18 protein-coding genes are annotated in these 19,174 nt (G+C 66.1%); 11 read left to right on the forward strand and 7 right to left on the reverse strand.

Features of this window, described 5'->3' with window-relative positions; all coding sequences use genetic code 11:
- Position 1: 1 nt before the first annotated feature.
- A complete protein-coding gene (locus J3A66_RS10745) occupies positions 2-1,054 on the reverse strand; it encodes an acyltransferase (protein WP_209568854.1) in 1,053 nt (350 codons plus the stop codon).
- Positions 1,055-1,260: 206 nt separating this feature from the next.
- Between J3A66_RS10745 and J3A66_RS10750 the strand changes: the two genes are divergently transcribed.
- On the forward strand, positions 1,261-2,199 hold the full coding sequence (locus J3A66_RS10750; protein ID WP_348634032.1) for a glycosyltransferase: 939 nt from the start codon (positions 1,261-1,263) through the stop codon (positions 2,197-2,199).
- Between the two features lie 48 nt (positions 2,200-2,247).
- Here the strand turns inward: J3A66_RS10750 and J3A66_RS10755 are convergent, their stop codons facing one another.
- From J3A66_RS10755 to J3A66_RS10770, 4 genes are read right to left on the reverse strand one after another with little or no spacing between them, the layout of a single operon-like run.
- Positions 2,248-3,744: a lipopolysaccharide biosynthesis protein gene (locus J3A66_RS10755; RefSeq protein ID WP_209568858.1), complete on the reverse strand. Its 1,497-nt coding sequence runs from the start codon at positions 3,742-3,744 to the stop codon at positions 2,248-2,250.
- Position 3,745: 1 nt separating this feature from the next.
- Complete coding sequence (locus tag J3A66_RS10760; RefSeq protein WP_209568860.1) at positions 3,746-4,894, reverse strand: acyltransferase; 1,149 nt, start codon at positions 4,892-4,894, stop codon at positions 3,746-3,748.
- Positions 4,887-5,981 (reverse strand): glycosyltransferase family 1 protein, encoded by a 1,095-nt coding sequence (locus J3A66_RS19535; protein WP_209568862.1) that lies wholly within the window; start codon positions 5,979-5,981, stop codon positions 4,887-4,889. Before J3A66_RS19535 ends, J3A66_RS10760 begins: the two co-directional genes overlap by 8 nt.
- On the reverse strand, positions 5,978-6,862 hold the full coding sequence (locus tag J3A66_RS10770) for a glycosyltransferase family 2 protein (protein ID WP_245337031.1): 885 nt from the start codon (positions 6,860-6,862) through the stop codon (positions 5,978-5,980). Before J3A66_RS10770 ends, J3A66_RS19535 begins: the two co-directional genes overlap by 4 nt.
- Positions 6,863-7,065: 203 nt before the next feature.
- Between J3A66_RS10770 and J3A66_RS10775 the strand changes: the two genes are divergently transcribed.
- Positions 7,066-8,199 carry a glycosyltransferase family 1 protein gene (locus J3A66_RS10775; RefSeq protein WP_209568865.1) on the forward strand — a complete coding sequence of 378 codons (1,134 nt, stop codon included), beginning with the start codon at positions 7,066-7,068 and terminating at the stop codon, positions 8,197-8,199.
- On the opposite strand, the gene J3A66_RS10780 is transcribed toward J3A66_RS10775, so the two are convergent.
- Together J3A66_RS10780 and J3A66_RS10785 are read right to left on the reverse strand one after the other, a co-directional pair.
- Positions 8,193-8,789 (reverse strand): sugar transferase, encoded by a 597-nt coding sequence (locus tag J3A66_RS10780; RefSeq protein WP_042466930.1) that lies wholly within the window; start codon positions 8,787-8,789, stop codon positions 8,193-8,195. The genes J3A66_RS10775 and J3A66_RS10780 overlap by 7 nt on opposite strands.
- A gap of 508 nt (positions 8,790-9,297) precedes the next feature.
- Positions 9,298-10,305, reverse strand: coding sequence for a LacI family DNA-binding transcriptional regulator (locus tag J3A66_RS10785; protein WP_209568867.1), 1,008 nt, complete (start codon positions 10,303-10,305; stop codon positions 9,298-9,300).
- A 124-nt stretch (positions 10,306-10,429) separates the two neighbouring features.
- Between J3A66_RS10785 and J3A66_RS10790 the strand changes: the two genes are divergently transcribed.
- From J3A66_RS10790 to J3A66_RS10830, 9 genes are read left to right on the forward strand one after another with little or no spacing between them, the layout of a single operon-like run.
- Positions 10,430-11,692: an MFS transporter gene (locus J3A66_RS10790; RefSeq protein WP_209568869.1), complete on the forward strand. Its 1,263-nt coding sequence runs from the start codon at positions 10,430-10,432 to the stop codon at positions 11,690-11,692.
- A complete protein-coding gene (locus tag J3A66_RS10795; RefSeq protein ID WP_209568871.1) occupies positions 11,689-12,753 on the forward strand; it encodes a sugar phosphate isomerase/epimerase in 1,065 nt (354 codons plus the stop codon). Before J3A66_RS10790 ends, J3A66_RS10795 begins: the two co-directional genes overlap by 4 nt.
- Positions 12,750-13,892: a Gfo/Idh/MocA family oxidoreductase gene (locus tag J3A66_RS10800; RefSeq protein ID WP_209568873.1), complete on the forward strand. Its 1,143-nt coding sequence runs from the start codon at positions 12,750-12,752 to the stop codon at positions 13,890-13,892. The genes J3A66_RS10795 and J3A66_RS10800 overlap by 4 nt, the downstream gene beginning before the upstream one ends.
- Positions 13,889-14,278: a c-type cytochrome gene (locus J3A66_RS10805; RefSeq protein WP_082446874.1), complete on the forward strand. Its 390-nt coding sequence runs from the start codon at positions 13,889-13,891 to the stop codon at positions 14,276-14,278. The genes J3A66_RS10800 and J3A66_RS10805 overlap by 4 nt, the downstream gene beginning before the upstream one ends.
- 13 nt (positions 14,279-14,291) lie before the next feature.
- Positions 14,292-15,203: a TIM barrel protein gene (locus J3A66_RS10810; protein ID WP_209568875.1), complete on the forward strand. Its 912-nt coding sequence runs from the start codon at positions 14,292-14,294 to the stop codon at positions 15,201-15,203.
- A gap of 11 nt (positions 15,204-15,214) precedes the next feature.
- Positions 15,215-16,045: a DUF1080 domain-containing protein gene (locus tag J3A66_RS10815; RefSeq protein ID WP_192140909.1), complete on the forward strand. Its 831-nt coding sequence runs from the start codon at positions 15,215-15,217 to the stop codon at positions 16,043-16,045.
- Positions 16,042-16,617: a gluconate 2-dehydrogenase subunit 3 family protein gene (locus J3A66_RS10820; RefSeq protein ID WP_159512153.1), complete on the forward strand. Its 576-nt coding sequence runs from the start codon at positions 16,042-16,044 to the stop codon at positions 16,615-16,617. Before J3A66_RS10815 ends, J3A66_RS10820 begins: the two co-directional genes overlap by 4 nt.
- Positions 16,614-17,459, forward strand: a complete 846-nt coding sequence (locus J3A66_RS10825) for a sugar phosphate isomerase/epimerase (RefSeq protein WP_031440860.1) — start codon at positions 16,614-16,616, stop codon at positions 17,457-17,459. The genes J3A66_RS10820 and J3A66_RS10825 overlap by 4 nt, the downstream gene beginning before the upstream one ends.
- Before the next feature lie 21 nt (positions 17,460-17,480).
- Positions 17,481-19,157 carry a GMC family oxidoreductase gene (locus tag J3A66_RS10830; RefSeq protein ID WP_031440861.1) on the forward strand — a complete coding sequence of 559 codons (1,677 nt, stop codon included), beginning with the start codon at positions 17,481-17,483 and terminating at the stop codon, positions 19,155-19,157.
- The last annotated feature ends 17 nt before the right edge of the window (positions 19,158-19,174 follow it).

The raw sequence follows: 19,174 nt of genomic DNA on the forward strand, positions 1-19,174 counted from the left end.
CCTAGCCCGCCGCCTTGGCGGCGGGCGTCAGGCGGGTGCGGTGGAGCAACCACTTGCGCACAGGCTCGTCGAACGTCTTCACCGCGATCCATGCGAACACCGTGAATATGACCGACATCAGGATCGCCAGCAGCGTTGCTGCCAGCCCCTGGATGTGCAGATGACCGGCCAGCCCGCGGATATGCGGAGCGATACCGCCCTGCAGGATATAGACCGGATAGGAGAGAGCGCCCAGCGTGCGGCACAGCGGGACGGTGCGCGTGACCGTCGCATTGGCGCCGGCCGCGACCAGAAGCGGGAAGAGGAGGATCGCCGCAGCGACCTCATACACGCCGTTCCACGCACCCAGCCGGGGCATCGCCATAATCCCGCACAGCGTCGCGATTACCGCCCAGACGGGCGCGCGCAGTCGGTTCAGCAGGCCCGCCCGACGCAGCCTGTACACCCCGACACCGGCAAAGAACGAGAACATCACGCGTGGGAGCCCTGCCCAACCCTCCGGCCAGTAAGGGCCGACTGCGAGCGTCTCGAAATGAAGGCCGGTCGCTGCCAGCGCAATGGCCGATACGCCAACGATGACCGCAAGCATCCGGTTATTCAGGAGCGGTGCGATCGCGCCATAGAGAAGATTGACGAGCAATTCCCACAGCAGCGACCAGCTGGGTGCATTGAGCGCATACATGCACTGGTCTTCGGACAGCGCACCATAGGGGGTCGGGATCATCAGCACCCCGGTCACGAAGAGCAGCGCCAGCATCCCGCCATCGTAAAGACGGACAAACCCTGCCGCACCGATGACGGCGCCGAGAACGATCAACGGATACAGGCGAACCACGCGCACCCACATGAAGGCCTTCAACGACATCCCCGCCTTGATCCGCTCCTCATAGACGGCCGCGATCACGAAACCGCTCAGGCCGAAGAAGAAGTCGACCGCCAGCGCGGCGTGCGGGGTTATCAGGATCGCATTATACGGCGTGACGTGCATGACAAGAACAGCGAAGGCGGCAACGCCCCGCAGGCCGTCCAGAACATCAAATCTGACCCTCTCCACATTCTTTCCGCATGTATTTTGTGTATATTTCGTGCGGCATACTTTATTTCTTAGACACTAGTATGTTTTGCCTTTGATTCCATTACTTGGCTCAATATCCTGCATCACGGGCTAAAACTCGACTTTCTTCCATGTTCGGACTTATGACCAATAATGAGGGATTTACGGCAATGGCGGAGCCTTTAAGTCTGCGAGTGAAACGCGTCGTGCATTCGCTGCGTGATGATTCCGCCTGGCGCATCGCGCGGTTTCTGCGCGACGACGCACGCGATCGCGCGGCCGTTACGCCTGTGGTGTCCGACGATCCCGTTGCGGGCAGCTATCGCAATGACGTGGTCACGCTCGACGACGCGGATCCGGACGACTTTCCCCCCGTGATCTTCCAGACGTGGAAAAGCCGGTCGGTGATTCCCGGCAATTACCGGCACTGGCGGCAGACCTTCGTCGACACCAATCCCGACTGTCGCGTGCTGCTATGGGACGACGCCGACAACCGCGCCTTCATCGCCGATCGGTTCGCCTGGGCGCTGCCAGTCTATGACAGCTATCCGCAGGAGATTTTCCGCGCGGATGCGGTGCGGTTCTTCTTCCTGCTCGAATTCGGCGGCCTGTACGCCGACATGGATACCGAATGCCTGCGCCCGATCCGGCCCAGCGCGTCGACCGGCGCGGTCGTGCTGTGTCGCATGGGGGGCAATCCCGATTTCGCGCACGCCATCCCCAACGCGATCATGGCATCCCGGCCGTCACAGATCTTCTGGCTGTTCGCGATCCACTGCATGATCGAGGCGGCGGAGCGCATCCCGGATGCCGCCGCACGGATCGCCGCCGGGCCGGAGACGATGACCGGCCCGGTGCTGCTGAAACAGGCCTATGACGCGTTCGTCGCGCTCGACGAAGCCGCGGTCATGGCGCTGCTCGCCCCCCTCCTCGCCAAGCTTACCGAGCGACAGCGCACCCGGCTGCGCTATGCACGGCCGACGCTGCTCGACGGGCGGAACTGGTATCCGCTCGACTGGACCAACATGTTCCACAAGCGGCTGTGCAACCGGTTGCGCACCGACCGCCGCATCCTGCCCATCGAGGTCGGCCGCACTCTCTTTCCGGACGCCGCGGTCGTCACCTATTGGAGTCATTCCTTGTAACTGCGGCCTGCTGTGACCCGCCCCGCGCGAGGGGGCGGGCCGCGGGGGTCAGGCGACCCCGCGCGTACGCCGTGACACGAGCCGGTGAAACCGGTCCGCGGCGACCGTCTCGATCCCTCGCGGGCGGCCGCTGGCCTGCCAGACCAGCATCAGCACGACGAGATACAGCATCATCCCCCCCGCCCCGGCGCCGACGAGCCCGAGCCCGCGGTCGAACCCGGTCAGCGTCTGCAGCCAGGGGCGCAGCGCGAGCAACAGCGCGGCCATCACCGCGGATGCGGCAAAGGCCCGCCACGGCCGGACGAGCTGTACGCCGAGCGGCACGCCGATCAGGCTCCGGACATAGGCCGCGGACACGATGCCCATGACGAGGGACGATCCCGCTCGCGCGGCGATCGCGCCGGCGACGCCGAAATACAGCGCGCCGAGGATCGTCGCAGGCACCTTGATGCACAATTCGTACAGGCTCTGCCGGAAGAAGATCGCGGTCTGGCCCAGCGCCATGGCGAGCGGCGCGAGCGCGGCCGCGAACAGCGTCGGGATCATCGCCAGCACCAGCCATTGCAGCAGCGGCGATGCCGGTTGCCATTTCGGCCCGAGCGCGAACGCGACGAGCGGCTGCGCGAGGATACTGATCGCGACGAGGACGGGAAGGACGGCGCTGACGATCGTGCTGGTCGTCCGCAGATAGGCCTCACGCAGGCGTTCGGGATCGTGTCGCACCATCGAGAAGGCCGCCAGCAGCGGCCGGATCGTGGGCTTGAGCACCGCCTGGTCGGGCAGGCTGGCAAGGTCGCTGGCGAGCGAGAACGTCCCGAGTTGCGCGCGCGAGACGGTGAAGCCGAGCACCAGCCGGTCGATCTGCCAGTTGATCGCGGTCACGGCCTGCGCGGCGGTCGTCCATCCGAGCAGGTCGGCGAATTCGCGCCAGCGCCCGAGTCCGAAGCGCGGGCGGAAGGGGGCAAACCAGTAGGAGGCCAGCACCATGAAGGCGGGGGCGACGACCGTTCCCGCGGCGATCGCCCAGTAGCTGCGCGTCAGGATCGCGCATGCCGCGGCCGCGACAAAGGCGCAGCCGCGGCCGCCGACCTCGATGATCAGATCGCGGTGGAAACTGATATCCTTGGCATATTGCGCCATCTTCGGACTGACGAGGCCGCGCAGCGCGGGGGCGAGCGCGATGAAGCAGATCAGCGGGACGAGCCGCGGGTCGCCGTAGAAATAGCCAAAGGGTATCGCGAGCAAGGCTAGACCCACCGCGAGCACGGCACTGCGTATCACGCTGAGCGTGAACGCGGTCTCCAGCATCGGCCGGCTGATCGCCTCGGCGCGGACGAGCACCTGGCCCACGGGCAGTTCGAAGATCGCCTCGACGATCCGGACCAGCGTCATCGCGATCGCAACGAGCCCGAAGTCCTGCGGCACCAGATAATTGGCGAGCAGCAGGAGGCTGGCAAAGTCGATCAGCCGCGCGAGGAACCGCGAGGCGATGAGCCACGCGGCACCCGCGGTGGTGCGTCCGGCAATGGGGGCCGCCTGCGTCATCTCAGACGCCGTTCGCAACGCGCTGCGGCGCGCGGGTGCGCAACCACGTCGTCATGGCGCGGCGCACCGGTTCGTCCCACCACCGCAGAATCAGCCAGCTCGCGATCAGCACGCCGGGCAGCGCCAGCCCGGTGCCGACCGCAAAGCTCCTGCTGCCGAGGATCGCCTGATAGACCGCGTTGATCCAGACGAAGATCGGATAATGCAGCGCATAGACGGGGAACGAGAGCGCCCCCAGCACCGCCGATGCCCGCGCCACCCGGCCGCGCAGCACGACATGCGCCCCGCTGAGCACCAGCAGCGGCGAGACGATCAGCGACCAGCTCCATCCGACCCAGAAGGACAGGCCCTGCGGCCAGTAGAAGAGCAGCGCGCTGAGCCCGAGCAGCGGCCAGAACAGGAACCGCCACCGCGCATTGCGGATCAGCGCGAACCGCGATTGCGCATGATAGAGCCCAACCCCGGCGTAAAAGGCCCCGAACACGCGCGGCAGGCCGGTCCAGAAGCTTGCGGCCTCGTCGCCGCCTATCCCGACCAGCGCCATCAGCGCATATCCCGCCGCGACGATCGCCAGCGCGCTCCCCATCCCGTCGATTCGGCGCAGCGCCGCCCAGGCGATGTTGACGACGATTTCGAGAAACAGCGTATATTGCGGGCCGTTGAGCGGAAAGACCTGTGGCCCGCCAATCGCGCGGCTCGCGTCGAGCATCGGCAGGCACAGCAATCCGAACGCGGTCGCGCGGGCGAGTTCGGCGACGCTGATGGTGCTGTCGTGCAGCAGGACAATGCGCGCGGCGAGATAGGCGGCGGAGATCAGCGTGCCGAGAATGACGAGCGGCATCAGCCGGACGAGCCGCAGGACGGCGAACGTCCGCGTCGCCATCCCCTGATCAAGCGTCTCGCGATACGCTACCGACAGCACATAGCCACTGAGACAGAAGAAGAAATCGACCGCGAGCCCCGCATTCGCCGCCAGCCAGGGATGACCCTGCCAATGGCCAAGATGGAAGAGCAGGACCGATATCGCCGCCAGCCCGCGCAGCCCGTCGAGCGCGGCATAATGCGGGCGCTGGCGGGTCACGCCGCGATCGCTTCGGTCGGGCCCCGACCCCGCAGGCGCGCAGGCGCGCGTGGCGGTGCGGTCAGTCACGCGCGACACGCTCGATAACGTCCAGCAGCTGCCGTCCCGCCGAGTCCCAGCGAAACGCCGCGGCCCGGTCATGGCCGGCGGCGCGCTTCGCCGACCGGACGGCCGGGGCGGCCAGCGCGGTGATGGCCTGCCGCCACCCCGCCGGATCGTCGACATCGGCATAGAGGACCGCATCGCGGCACATTTCCGGAATCGCGCCCGCCGGCGCGACGATCGCCGGGCAACCGCACAGCATCGCCTCGAGCGGCGGGAGCCCGAAGCCTTCGGTCCGTGACGGGAAGACCTGCGCATGCGCGTCCGTATAGAGCGCACGCAGCGTCGCATCGTCGCAGCGGCCGACGAACACCGCGTCGGTCGGCGGCGTCAGACCGGCCGCGCCGAGCGCTGCTCGATCCGCGCCGACCACCACCAGCTGCAACGGCGCCAGCGCGCCATCGGCAAAGGCCTCGAACACGACATGGTTGTTCTTATAAGCCTTGGGGCTGCCGAACAGGAGCACATAGCGCCCCGCGGTGAGCCCCAGTCGCGCCAGCGCGTCGCGGTCGGACTCGCCGTCGAGGATATGATCGACGCCGTTGTGGAGGACTTCGGTCATCCGCCAATCGACCACGCCGAGCAGGTCGAGCATCTGCCGGGAATAGGCCGACACGGTGAGGACGGCCGCGCTGCTGCGCGCCATGCGCGGCACGAGCAGCCGGTATCCGACGCGCTGCCGCCATGGATAGGAGCTGTCGGGAAAGAGGAACTGCGCGTCGTGGATCAGCAGGATCTTGCGGCGATGCCGGATCGGCGCGAGGTTGGCGAGGTTGACCAGCACGCCGTCGGCCGCGCGCGCGGGCAGGACGAGCTGCTCCCATCGCTGCGTATCACCGTCCGCCTGCTCGACGAGTTCGATCGCGCGCAGAGCGGGCTGCCATTGCCGCCGCGCGGGTATTAGCAGGCGGGCCGGCGGGCGACGTTCGGGCGGCATTGCGGCGAGCAGCGCGTCGACTTCGCGGATGAGGCGATCGGACACGCGGTGCACCCCGTTCATCCCGCCCGCATAGAATTTGCCGTTGAAATAGATCGGCGTCGCGGTGCTGCTCACATCCGCTCGATCTTGCGGGGATCGAGCTTGCCGCGGGTCAGGTCGGCAAAGGCCAGGACATTGCCCCACAAGCGCCCGCGCCGATCGACATGCGCCTCGGGCCACAGGCTGCGCACCAGATTCGCGATGACGTTCGCGGTCATCAGCCGTTCGCCCAGCCGCGGCTGCATCGTACCCTTCCGTTTCAGATAGACGATGTTCGCGATCTGCGAATAGCCGAGCTTCTTGCCCGGCGTGCGGCCGGACTTCACGCCCATGTGTACGCCGGTGATCGACGCGGACGAAACCAGTCGGCCGCGTCGTCCGATCTGCGTCGTGAAATCGATATCCTCCTGCCAGCCATAAAGCGGCAGCGCTTCGTCGAAGCGCAGTCCGGTCGCGGCACTCAGGCGGATCGCCATGTTGCAGCCATAGAGCGCCTGACGGTCGCGCAACACGGGAACAGCGTGGGGATCGGGGCTGGGATCGGGGTTGGTGGCACGCGCCGCGACGATCGCCAACGCGGCCTCGACGCTCAGCCCGCTCGAGTTGATGCCGTCCGCAAGCAGGTCGCCGGTGATCCCGACAATCGCGGGATCGCTTTCGAACACGCGCTCGACCATTTCGAGATAGTCGGGCGCGGGGACGAAATCGTCATCGAAGAAGGTGACGAACGCCGCCGCGTCGCCGATCATGTCGAGCGCCGCGTTGCGCTGCCGGCACAGGCCACGTCCGGCGAACACGATCTCGGGCTGCACCGGGCTTTCCGCGACACCCTCGACGTCCTGCGGCGAGACCGACACGACGATCACCCGATCGGGCCGTCGCGTCTGTCGTTCCAGCAGACCGATCGTTCGACGCGTCAGTGACGCCCGACCGACCGTGGCCACGACGACATACATCAAAGCCACTATTCGCCCCCAAGCAATATCCAGCATAGCTGCTTGACGACTTGTCTTGTAACGTACCTTCTATTCATAGCAAGCATGTCGCTTACTATTACGGCTTGGAAAATCTTTTGTACAATTTGATAAAATAGAAATACTTTATTTTCATAATGATGATGTTAGCCGCGGACGACATGTCTTTTGGTTCGGGGATAATAATGACGGACCAGCTGCAGGAATTGGTCATCAACGGGCGCTTCTTGATGCAGCCCACGACCGGCGTTCAACGCGTTGCACGTGAAATCACACGCGAGATCGATCACCTCGTTGCGAACGGCGACGTGCCGCTGCGCGTCCGCCTGGTGTGCGAAGCCGATGCCGATATCGGCGATCTCAATCTGCGCGCGACGCAGGTGGAACGGACGCGTCACGCGCATGGCCATGTCTGGGAACAGTTCGTGCTGCCCCGCCATGTGAAGGGCGGACGTCTGCTGTGCCTCGGCAATACCGCACCGATTGTGACGTTGCTCGGCCGCAAGCCGGTCGCGTTGATGATCCACGATCTGTCCTATCGGCTGTTTCCCGATGCCTATCGCCGTCATTACAAGCTCGGCCATGCGTTCATGCTGCCGTTCCTGTTGCGCCGCGCGGATCCGATCGTGACGGTGTCCGAAACAGAAAAGGCAATGTTCACCAGCCTGGTGCCGGGCGCACGTCACCGCCTGATCGTCGCGCAGAATGGTGGCTGGCGGGCCGGCTGCGACGCGCGTGCGGCCCCGCCGCCCGATATCGAGGCGTCCCGGGGCGATTATATCCTCTATGTCGGCTCGCTGTCGCATCGCAAGAACATCGCGGGGGTGCTGGCGGTCGGCATCGCGATGGCGCGCGAACGCGGCATCCCGCTCGTGCTGGTCGGATCGTCCGGCGCATTTCTGTCGCCGCTCCCCGTCAGCATTCCCGACGACGTCAAACATCTGATCCGCCTCGAGGGCCAGGTCGAGGATCTCGGCCGGCTCGGCGATCTGTACCGCAACGCGCGGTGCCTGTTATTCCCGTCCTTCTACGAAGCCTCCCCCCTCCCCCCCCTCGAGGCGATGCATTTCGCCTGCCCGGTGGTGGCCTCCGACATCCCGTCGATGCGCGAGCGGTGCGGCGATGCAGCGGCCTATTGCGATCCCTATGATCACGACTCGATCCATCGTGCGGTGGTCTCGGTGCTCGACGATCCCGGTTATGCGCGGATGCTCGCGGGTCGCGGGCTGGCGCAGGCGAGCCGATATTCCTGGCGCGAACAGGCGAGGATCATCCTCGCCGCGATCTTCGATCTCCAGACCGTGCAACCGGGTCAGTAGGACCCCTTGGCCATCAGGACCGCGGGTGCGGTCATCAGGATGATCCTGAGATAGAGCGACAGCGACTGCGACCGGCAATAGGCAACGTCGAAGGCGACCCGGCGCTGATAGGAGACATCGCTGCGACCGCTGATCTGCCACAGCCCCGTAATCCCCGGACGCGACATGCAGTAATGCTCGAAATACCGGCCGTAGCGCCGCTTTTCCGCCTCGACGATCGGCCTTGGCCCGACAATGCTCATCTCTCCGCGCAAAACGTTGAACAGCTGGGGCAATTCATCCAGGCTGCTCTTGCGCAGGAAGCTGCCGACGCGAGTGACGCGCGGATCCTCCTTGAGCTTGTGGCTCAGTTCCCATTCCAGCCGGGCCTGCGGGTCGGACGCCAGCAGATCGGCGAGCAGCGCCTCCGCGTTGACTGCCATCGAGCGGAACTTGAAGCACCGGAAATAGGCGCCGCCATAGCCGATGCGGCGCTGCGCAAACAGGATCGCCCCGGGGTCACTGACATAGACGGCCGCGGCGATGACGAGGAGCAGCGGCGCAAAGAAAAGCAGGGCAACGAGCGCGAGCAGAATGTCGAAAAGCCGCATGAGGCGTCGTTCGACAGAAATGGCTGGCGGTGCCGGGCTGCGCTCAGCGCCATATTGAAGAATTTCCCCGCGTGTCGCCACAAAACCCCCCACGGTGATAGCAAAGCGCATTTGTTCTTCTGCGATGCAACACAAACCTTCCCTCTATGTTGCATTCAATAAGGCAATGTAATTGTATAAATATCGCGCTTCTCGAGTCTTGATCTAATAATACAATCTTGTTTTCTGAATATCTACAATCATTCTATAGACTTCATCGGCAAACATAAGGCCGAACATATTGTAAGCATCTAATAGATGAGCCCCGCTGCCTTCATGAGAGTTTTGACGGGCCGCACCATTAAGCGCCTGCTGAAACTTCATATTTTCTGAGAATGGTCGAGGGTCGGGCAGGCGCGGCGGTCCGCCGGGGCCGAGGCACGGTCGACGACATCCGGCGCGCGCGCTTGGCGGGACGCGGCCTCAGGGACGATGCGGGCGGCCCGTCGGACGGTGCCGCGCGCGCGCCTTAGCGGTCGGTGCGCGGCCCGGCTGTGCTGCCGCGCACCACGAGCGTATGCGCGAGCGTCGTCTGCCGCCGCGGGCATTCGACGCCGCGCAGTATGTCGACGAGCAGCTCGACGGTACGCCGGCCGATCATCCCCTTGGGTTGCGCGATGGTGGTCAGCGCGGGCTGGAAATAGCGTGCGAGCGGAAGATCGTCGAACCCCATGACCGACACGTCACGCGGACAGGACAGTCCGGCCTCGCCGATCGCGCTCAGCGCCCCCAGCGCCATCTCGTCGCTGAAGCAGAAAATCGCCGTCACCCCGGCGGCGAGCAGCGCACGCGTGGCCACGAACGCCGACCTCGCGGAATAATCGCCGATATCGACGTGCAGCGCGTCGCGCAGACCGCGCAGCTCGGCCGCCCGCAGCGCACCCGCCAGACGGTCGCGGCTGATCGGACTGATCTCGGGGCCGGTGACGACGCCGATCGCCCGGTGGCCGAGATCGGCGAGATGCGCGATCGCCTCCGCGCTCGCCGCCGCATTGTCGATATGGACGCTGGGGACGCCGAGATCCGCACTATATTCGCAGCCATTGACGATCGGTGCGGCACCCCCCTCCCGCGCGAGCAGCGACGCCAGGCTGTCGGGGAGCCGATGGCCGAGGAAGATCAGCCCGTCGACCTCGCGACGCGACAGCATATCGGCATATTGATCCTCGACCGCGGAATCATGCCGCGTGTCGCCGACAACGACCGAATAGCCCGCGTCGCGCGCCGCCTCCTCTGCGCCGCGGATGACGCTGGCGAAGAACGGGTTCGAGATGTCGGGGACCGTCAGCAGGATCTTGGCGGCGCGCAGCGTGCGCAGGCTCCGCGCGGCGACATTGGGGGCGTAGCCCGACGACCGGACGATCGCGAGCACGCGCAGCCGGGTCTTCTCGGACACCTGATCCGGTCGGCTGAGCACGCGCGACACGGTTGCGGTAGAGACGCCAGCCATCGCGGCCACTTCGATGATCGTCGGCATCGCCGGGTCATGGATCCGGCCGCTGCCGCTGTCGACCGATAACCGATGTAATCCTTTACATCGATGCTTCGCCGACCTAGCCTTATGTCAGACAAGCAGCAAAACTGCGGTTGAGAGGTGGCGAATGGCGGTAGCGGACGATCTGGGAACGGCCCGCTTGCGCGGTGTCGACACCGCGGCGGGCGGCATGCTCACCGCGCGCCTCAGTGCGCTTATGTTCATGCAGTTTTTCGTCTGGGGTGCGTGGAACGTCACGCTCGGGCTGGCGATGCAGACCGTCGGGATCGGCAACCTGATCGGCAATGCCTTTTCAGTCGGCCCGATCGCGTCGATCGTCGGCTCGTTCCTGCTCGGCATGGCGGCGGCGCGCTATGTCAGCCCGAAGATGCTGATGGTCATCCTCCATCTCATCGGCGGCGCGATCCTGTTCGTGCTGCCGTCGTTCGTGACGCACGAACGCGGCGCCAGCTTCGTCTGGCTGCTGCTCGGCTACATGATCCTCTACATGCCGACCGTGGGGCTTGCGAACACGATCGCACTCAAGAGCTTTGGTGATCGGACCGACAACTTCCCGTTCGTGCGTGCGTTCGGAACGCTCGGCTGGATCACCGCGGGGCTGATCATCGGCTGGGCGGGACTGTCCGCCAGCCCGCAGATCTTCCGCGTTGCGGCGATCGTCTCGATCGCGCTCGGGCTCTACAGCTTCACGTTGCCCAATGTCGCCTCCGACGCGCCGCGTGACGAAAGCGTGCTGCGCCAGGTCCTGTGCGTCGAGGCCTTCGGTCTGCTCCGCCAGCGGTCATTCCTGATTTTCATGACCTGCGCGACGCTGATCTCGATCCCGCTCGCCATGTATTACGCCTATGCCTCACCCTATGTCGGCGCGACCGGCATCACCAATGTCGGCGGCACGCTCGCGATCGGGCAGATGTCCGAACTGGTCTTCATGTTCTCGATGCCGTGGCTCTACCGCCGGTTCGGCGTGAAGCCGCTGCTGCTGGTCGGGATGATCGCCTGGGCGGCCCGCTACGCGCTGTTCGCGATCGGTGACGGCGGGTCGAGCCTCTGGGCGGTCTATCTCGGCGTCGCGCTGCACGGCGTCTGCTACGACTTCTTCTTCGTCGCGGGCGCGATCTACACCGGCACGATCGCGACGCCCAAGGGGGTGAACGCACAGGCGCAGGGGATGCTGACGCTGTTCACCTATGGCGTCGGCATGCTGCTCGGGTCGCAGATCGGCGCGATGCTATATGCGCAGCTGCCCGCCGCCCCGACCATCGCCGACTGGCAGCATATGTGGTGGTATCCCGCGATTGCCGCCGCCGTGATCGCGCTGCTGTTCCAGATCCTGTTTCGCGACGATACCCGACGGGAGATTGCAGCATGACCGGACTGCGCGGACCAGCCATCTTTCTCGCCCAGTTTCTCGGCACCGAGCCGCCGTTCGACACGCTCGACGGACTTGCCGAATGGGCTGCCGGACTTGGCTATGTCGGGGTGCAGATCCCCTGCACGTCGCAGCTGATCGACCTGTCGCTGGCTGCCGAGAGCAAGACCTATTGCGACGATCTTAGCGGCCGGCTCGCCGCGCACGGCATCGCGATCACCGAGCTGTCGACGCATCTCCAGGGCCAGCTCGTCGCGGTCCACCCCGCCTATGACGCGCTGTTCGACGGGTTCGCCCCGCCCGAGCTGCACGGCAAGCCCGCCGAGCGCCAGCAATGGGCGGTCGAACAGGTCAAGCTGGCTGCGCGTGCGAGTGCCAATCTCGGCCTGTCCGCGCATGCGACCTTTTCGGGCGCGCTCGCTTGGCCCTATGTCTATCCCTGGCCGCAACGCCCGGCCGGGCTGATCGAGGAGGCGTTCGCCGAGCTCGCGCGGCGCTGGACCCCGATCCTCGACGTGTTTGCGGATGCCGGCGTCGACTGCGCGTTCGAGGTGCATCCGGGCGAGGACCTCCACGACGGCGCGTCCTGGGAACGCTTCCTTGCCGCGGTCGACAACCATCCGCGCGCGCGCCTCCTGTTCGACCCGTCGCATTTCGTGCTGCAACAGCTCGACTATCTCGACTTCATCGACCGTTATCACGACCGGATATCCTGCTTTCACGTCAAGGATGCCGAGTTCAACCCGACCGGCCGATCGGGTGTCTATGGCGGGTATGAAAGCTGGGTCGACCGCGCCGGCCGGTTCCGTTCGCTCGGCGACGGACAGGTCGATTTCTCTGCGATCTTCAGCAAGATGGCGCAATATGGCTTTGCCGGCTGGGCGGTGCTCGAATGGGAGTGCGCGCTCAAGCGGGCCGAGGACGGCGCGCGCGAGGGCGCACCGTTCATCCGTGATCACATCATCCGCCTGACCGAGCGTTCGTTCGACGATTTCGCCGCCAGCGGAATCGATCGCGCATCGATCCGCGCGATTCTGGGGCTGGCCGAGGACCAAGCATGACCCGGCTGCGGCTCGCGATGGTCGGCGGCGGCGAGGGCGCGTTCATCGGCGCGGTCCACCGGATGGCCGCCGCGCTCGACGGCGAATGGGACCTCGTCGCGGGCGCGTTCAGCACCGATGCCGGCCGTAACACGCGCACCGGCACACAGCTCGGGCTCGCCCCGGCACGCGTCTATGCGTCGTTCGAGGCGATGATCGCCGGCGAAAGCGCGCTGCCCGCAGACATCCGCGCGCAGGCGGTCGCGGTCGTCACGCCCAACCATCTCCACGCGCCGATGGCGATCGCCGCGCTAGGCGCGGGCTTCGACGTGCTGTGCGAAAAGCCGATGGCGATGAGCGTCGCCGAATCAGAGGCGATCGCCGCCGCCGCCAAGACCAGCGGCCGGCATTTCGCGCTCGCCTTCACCTATAGCGGCTATCCGATGATCGAGGAGGCGCGCGCCCGCGTCGCACGCGGCGATCTCGGCGCGATCCGCCTCGTCCAGGTCGAATATCTGCAGGGCTGGCTCAGCCTGCCGATCGATGGCGACGGCAACCGCCAGGCCGAATGGCGGACCGACCCGGCCCGCGCCGGGCTGGGCGGCTGTCTCGGCGATATCGGCACGCACGCCTTCCACCTCGCCGAACATGTCTGCGCGCTGCGGGTCGAGGCGGTCTCGGCGGATCTGACGACGCACGTGCCGGGCCGCCGGCTCGACGACGATGTCAGCGCGATGCTGCGGTTCGAGGGCGGTGCGCGCGGCATGCTGAAGGCGAGCCAGGTCGCGGCCGGCGAGGAAAATGCGCTGACGCTGCGAGTCTATGGGGAGCGTGGAGGCCTCGAATGGGCACAGATGGAGCCGAACACGCTCGTCATGCGCTGGCTCGACCGCCCCGCCGAGATCGTCCGCACCGGCGGCCCCGCGTTGCAGCCCGGTGTCGTCGCGCTGACGCGGACCCCGTCGGGCCATCCCGAAGGCTATATCGAGGCGTTCGCCAATCTGTACCGCGCCTTTGCGGCAACCGTCCGCGGCGAGGGCGGACGCTGGTTCCCCGGCGTCGTCGACGGGCTTCGCACGATGCGGTTTATCGAGGCGGTGATCGCCAACGCGGCATCGGACCGCAAATGGTCGCCGCTCTATCCTGGAGAGACGGAATGAAATTCTTCATCGGGCTTGGCGCAGCCGGCATCGGCGCGGCGGCCCTCATGGCCGTCTGCGCGCCGACCAGCGCCCAGACGACGCCCGCCGCGGCGCCCCCGGCCTTTGCCGCGTGCCGGGCCTGCCATACGGTCGACAAGGGCGGCCGCAACGGCATCGGCCCCAATCTTCACGGCGTGGTCGGCCGTGCCGCCGCTGCGTCGCCGGGGTTCAATTATTCGCCTGCGCTTAAGGCGTCGAAGCTGCGCTGGGACGACGCGACACTGAGCGAATATCTCGCGGCCCCGTCGAAGAAGGTCCCCGGCTCGCGCATGCCGATCGCGACCCCGGATCCCGCAAAGCGCGCCGCGATCATCGCCTATCTGAAGGCGGCGGGCGCGAAATGAGACGGATCCGGCGATGACGCTCTCCCGCCGCACGCTGATCGCGGCCGGCGCCGGGGCGTCGCTGCTGCCCGCGGGGATCGCCGCGCAGCGCCGCGGCACGACCGCCGCCCGCTTCTCGCTCGGTTATGCGCCGCATGAGGGCTGCTTTGCGAGCCGCGGCGGACTGATCGAGCAGATCGCCTTCGCCGCCGACCAGGGCTTCACCGCCTGGGAGGACAATGAGGCCGCGGCCCGCCCCGTCGCCGACCAGGAGCGGATGGCCAGGGCATTGTCGCAGCGCGGCATGACGATGGGCGTCTTCGTCGCGAGCATGCCCAAATGGGCGAAGTCGCGCCCCTTGCTGGGCGCCAATGACGACGCCGATCGCGAAGGGTTTCTGACCGATATCCGCGCGTCGATCGCGGTCGCCAAGCGGCTGAACGCGACCCGGATGACCGTGGTCACCGGCTTCATGGACCCGAAACTGCCGGTCGAGATCCAGACGGCGCGCGTGATCGACGTCATGCGACGGGCCGGCGACATCGTCGCGCCGCACGGCATTGCGATGGTGATGGAGCCGCTCAACACGCGCACCAACCATCCCGGCGTCTATATGCAGACGATCGCGCAGGGCTATGCGGTCGCCCGCGGTGCAAACAGCCCCGCGGTCAAGATCCTGGCCGACCTCTACCATGAGCAGATCCAGTCGGGGAATCTGATCCCCACGCTCGACGCCTGCTGGAGCGAGATCGGCTATCTCCAGTTCGGCGACAATCCCGGCCGCAACGAGCCGATGACGGGCGAGATCAACTATGCCGCGATCGTCCGCTGGCTGCGCGGCCGGCGCTATGCGGGGGTAATCGGCATGGAACACGGCAATTCGGTGGCGGGACGCGCAGGCGAGGATCGCCTGATCGCCGCCTATCGCGCGATCGACGCGGCATGAGGGGGAAGAGCATGAGGGACTATGTGATGGCGGGGGTCGTTGCGGCGATGGCACTGACGACAACGGGGTCCGTTGCCGCGCAGGACAAGCCGGGCTTCAAGGACACGCCGATGCTGCCCGGCGGCCAATGGCGTGTCCACGACGCCGACCGCCCTGCGCCCGTCGCCGTCGCGCCCGCCGCCGCCCCCGGCGGTCCGCCCGCCGACGCGATCGTGCTGTTCGACGGCCGTTCACTCGATGCGTGGAAGCCCGATCGCATCGCCTGGCCGATAGAGAACGGTGCGCTGATAATCCCGTCGCGCGCAAAAAGCGGCGGCGAGAACAATCTCGTCTCGAAACAGAGCTTCGGCGACGTGCAGATGCATCTCGAATTCCGCTCGCCCAATCCGCCGACCAAGAGTTCGCAGGACCGCGGCAATAGCGGCATCTGGTTCATGCAGCGCTACGAGTTGCAGATCCTCGACGGCTATCGGAACCCGACCTATGCCGATGGCACGGTGGGCGGGGTCTATGGCTGGAAGCCGCCGCTGGTGAACCCGGCGCGCAAGCCGGGCGAATGGCAGACCTACGACATCGTGTTCGAGCGGCCGCGCTTTGCCGCCGACGGCAGTCTGGTTCGGCCGGCTTACGTGACCGCTTTGCTCAACGGCGTGCTCGTCCAGAATCATCAGGCGATGCTCGGCACGACCAACTGGCGCCATGTCGCACGCTATACCGCGCATCCCGATGCGGCACCGATCCAGCTGCAGGACCATGATTCCCCCGTGGCGTTCCGCAACATCTGGATTCGCCCGCTGACCGATGCGGCAATCGCGCAGGATCTTGGAAAGGACGGTAAATGATCGATCGCAGAACCGCGCTGGCCGGTGTCGCCGGCATGTTCGGCGCAGCGCTCTATGCCCCGATCGCGCGCGCGGCCGGGCTCGCGCAGCAGCCGGCGGGCGCTATCCCGCCGATCAGCGAAGGGCCACCGAGCGCGCCGGTCTTCACGCCTGCCCAACGTGCACTGATGACCGCGCTCAGCGAGCGGGTCCTGCCGACCACCGATACCCCCGGCGCGATCGCGGCGGACGTCCCTGCCTTCATCGAAAAACTGCTGGCCGACTGGGCCCGGCCCGAGGACCGCGTGCCGATCATCGCCGGGCTCGACGCGATCGAGGCGCGCTGTCTGCAGGACTATAAGGTCGCCGGCGCCCGGGCGACCGCGGCACAGCACGACGCGCTGCTCACTCTGGCGATGAACGACGGCCTGCCGTCGGGCGGCGCGTTCTTCACCGCATTCCGGCAGCTCGTCATCACCGGTTACTACACGTCCGAAATCGGCATCACGCAGGAACGCGAATATCTGCCGGTCCCCGGCGAATATAACGGTGCCTTCCCCTATTCCCAGGTCAACAAGGTGTATTCCTCATGATCCTCAGCCGTAGAACCCTGCTTACGGGCACCGGTGCGGTGGCGGCGCTCGCGCTGGTCGATCGCTCGATCTCCCCCGCGTCCGCCGCACAGCTCAAGGCGATCGGCCTGCAGCTCTATACCGTACGCGAGCTGTTCGCGAAGGACCCCGTCGCCACGCTCGAGGCGGTCGCGCGGATCGGCTACCGCGAGGTCGAATTCGGCGGCGGCGGGTACGAGACGATGGATCACGCGCTGTTGCGCAAGACCATGGACCGGCTCGGCCTGACCGCACCCTCGGTGCATATCGGCTATGATGCGCTGCTTCAGCGGTTCGAACCGTCGGTGGCGATGGCGAGGACGCTCGGTGCGAAGACCGTCGTGCTGCCGTACATGACCGACGAACATCGCAACGAACAGGGCTGGAACGCCGCGCTCCCCAATTTCAATCGTTTCGCGACTCAGTTGAAGTCGGCGGGGTTCGGCTTTGCCTATCACAACCATGATTTCGAATTCACGATCCGGCCCGGCGGGGTCAGCCTGTACGACCGCCTGCTCAGGGAAACCGATCCCGCGCTCGTCAAGCTCGAGCTCGATATCTACTGGGCGGCGCATGCGGGCGAGGATCCCGCGGCGCTGATCGACCGGCTGTCCACCCGCCTCTACGCCTATCACGTCAAGGACATGCGCCCCGATCGCAGCATGACCGCGGTCGGCCAGGGCACGCTCGACTTTGCCGCGCTGTTCAAGCGCAAGTCGGGCGCCGGCGTGCAGCATTTCTACGTCGAGAACGACCAGGCGCCCGCGCCCTATCTGCCCGACATCACCACCAGCTTCCGGACGCTGCGCGCACTGCGCTTCTGATCGAGACAGGAGACCAAGACCATGGCCGCAACCAACAGGTTCGACGCGATCGTCATAGGATCGGGCGTGAGCGGCGGGTTCGCTGCGAAGGAACTCACCGAAAAGGGCCTGCGCGTCCTGATGCTCGACCGCGGCGTGATGGTCGAGCACGGCGAAGGCTATGCCTATGATGGCAAGCCCGCCTACGAGGTGCCTGCGCGGAACATCATGCCCCCGGCGCTCGTCAAAAGCGATTATTTCATCGCCAAGCACGGCTATGTCGCACCCAGCAACCGCGCCTTCTACAATGACGACCGGCTGAACCCCTATGCCTATGACGAGGGTAGCAAATTCTACTGGATCCGGCCCGCGGCGGTCGGCGGCAAGTCGCTGATCTGGGGGCGCTGGTGCTTCCGGTGGAGCGAGGAGGATTTCGAGGCGAACAAGCGCGACGGGATCGATGGCGACTGGCCGATCCGCTATGGCGACGTCGCGCCCTGGTACAGCTATGTCGAGAAATATATCGGCGTGTCCGGCTCGCGCGAGAATCTGCCCTATCTGCCGGACAGCGAATTCCAGCCACCCATCCCGATGAACGTCGCAGAGAAGTGGCTGAAGCAGAATCTGGAAAGCCGCTTCCCCGGTCGCAAGCTGATCAACACGCGCCTGTCCAACATGACCGAGGACAAGCCCGAGCAGAACCGGACCAAATGCCAGTTCCGCAACCAGTGCAGCAATGGCTGCTCGTTCGGCGCCTATTTCTCAACCCAGGCGGTGACGCTGCCCGCGGCGCGCGCGACCGGCCGATTGACGCTGCAGTCGGACGCGGTCGTCACCAGCCTCGATTATGATCCCAAGGCCAAGCGCGTGACCGGCGTCCGCTACATCGATACCAAGACCGGCCAGGCGCAGTCGGTCCAGGCCGACCTCGTCTTCCTCTGCGCCTCGGCGATGGCATCGACGCAGATCCTGCTCAATTCGCGTCCGGCGGGCAGCGATCGCAGCCATTTCGACACGAGCGGCACGCTCGGCCGCTATGTGATGGACCATATCTTCCGCGTCGGGGTCGACGGCGAGATCGGCGGGATGCAGGAGTTCATCGAATATGGTCGCCGCCCGGGGGGCGTCTACATCCCGCGCTTCCGCAACATTGGCGGCGACGACGGCGTCGGCTTCAAACGCGGCTATGGCTATCAGGGCGGCGCCTATCGCACGCCCGCGGCACCCGTCGGGTTCGGCGCTTCGATGAAGCACGGGATGCGCAACTATGCGCCGTGGCACTTCAGCATGGGCGCGTTCGGCGAATGCCTGCCCTATGCCGACAACCATGTGTCGCTGCATGCGTCGAAGGTCGACCGGTTCGGCGTGCCGCTGCTCCGGTTCGACGTGCGCTTCCACGACAATGAACTCAAGATGATGGCCGATGCGCGGGCGCAGGGTGAGGCGATGCTCCGCGGTGCCGGGCTGACCAACGTCAAGAGTTCGGAACAGGAGCACGTCCCCGGTGACGCGATCCACGAGATGGGCGGCGCGCGCATGGGGCGCGATCCGCGCACCTCGGTGCTCGACGCGTGGAGCCGCGCGCACGAGGCCACCAACCTCTACGTCACCGACGGCGCGCAGATGGCTTCGGCCTCCTGCGTCAATCCGTCGCTCACCTTCATGGCGCTGACTGCGCGCGCCGCCGATCACGCGGTGAAGCAGCGCACCCGCGCCTGATCGACTCCTACCCCTGA

This window comes from Sphingomonas sp. PvP018 (assembly GCF_017876865.1).
Taxonomy (GTDB): Bacteria; Pseudomonadota; Alphaproteobacteria; order Sphingomonadales; family Sphingomonadaceae; genus Sphingomonas; species Sphingomonas aerolata.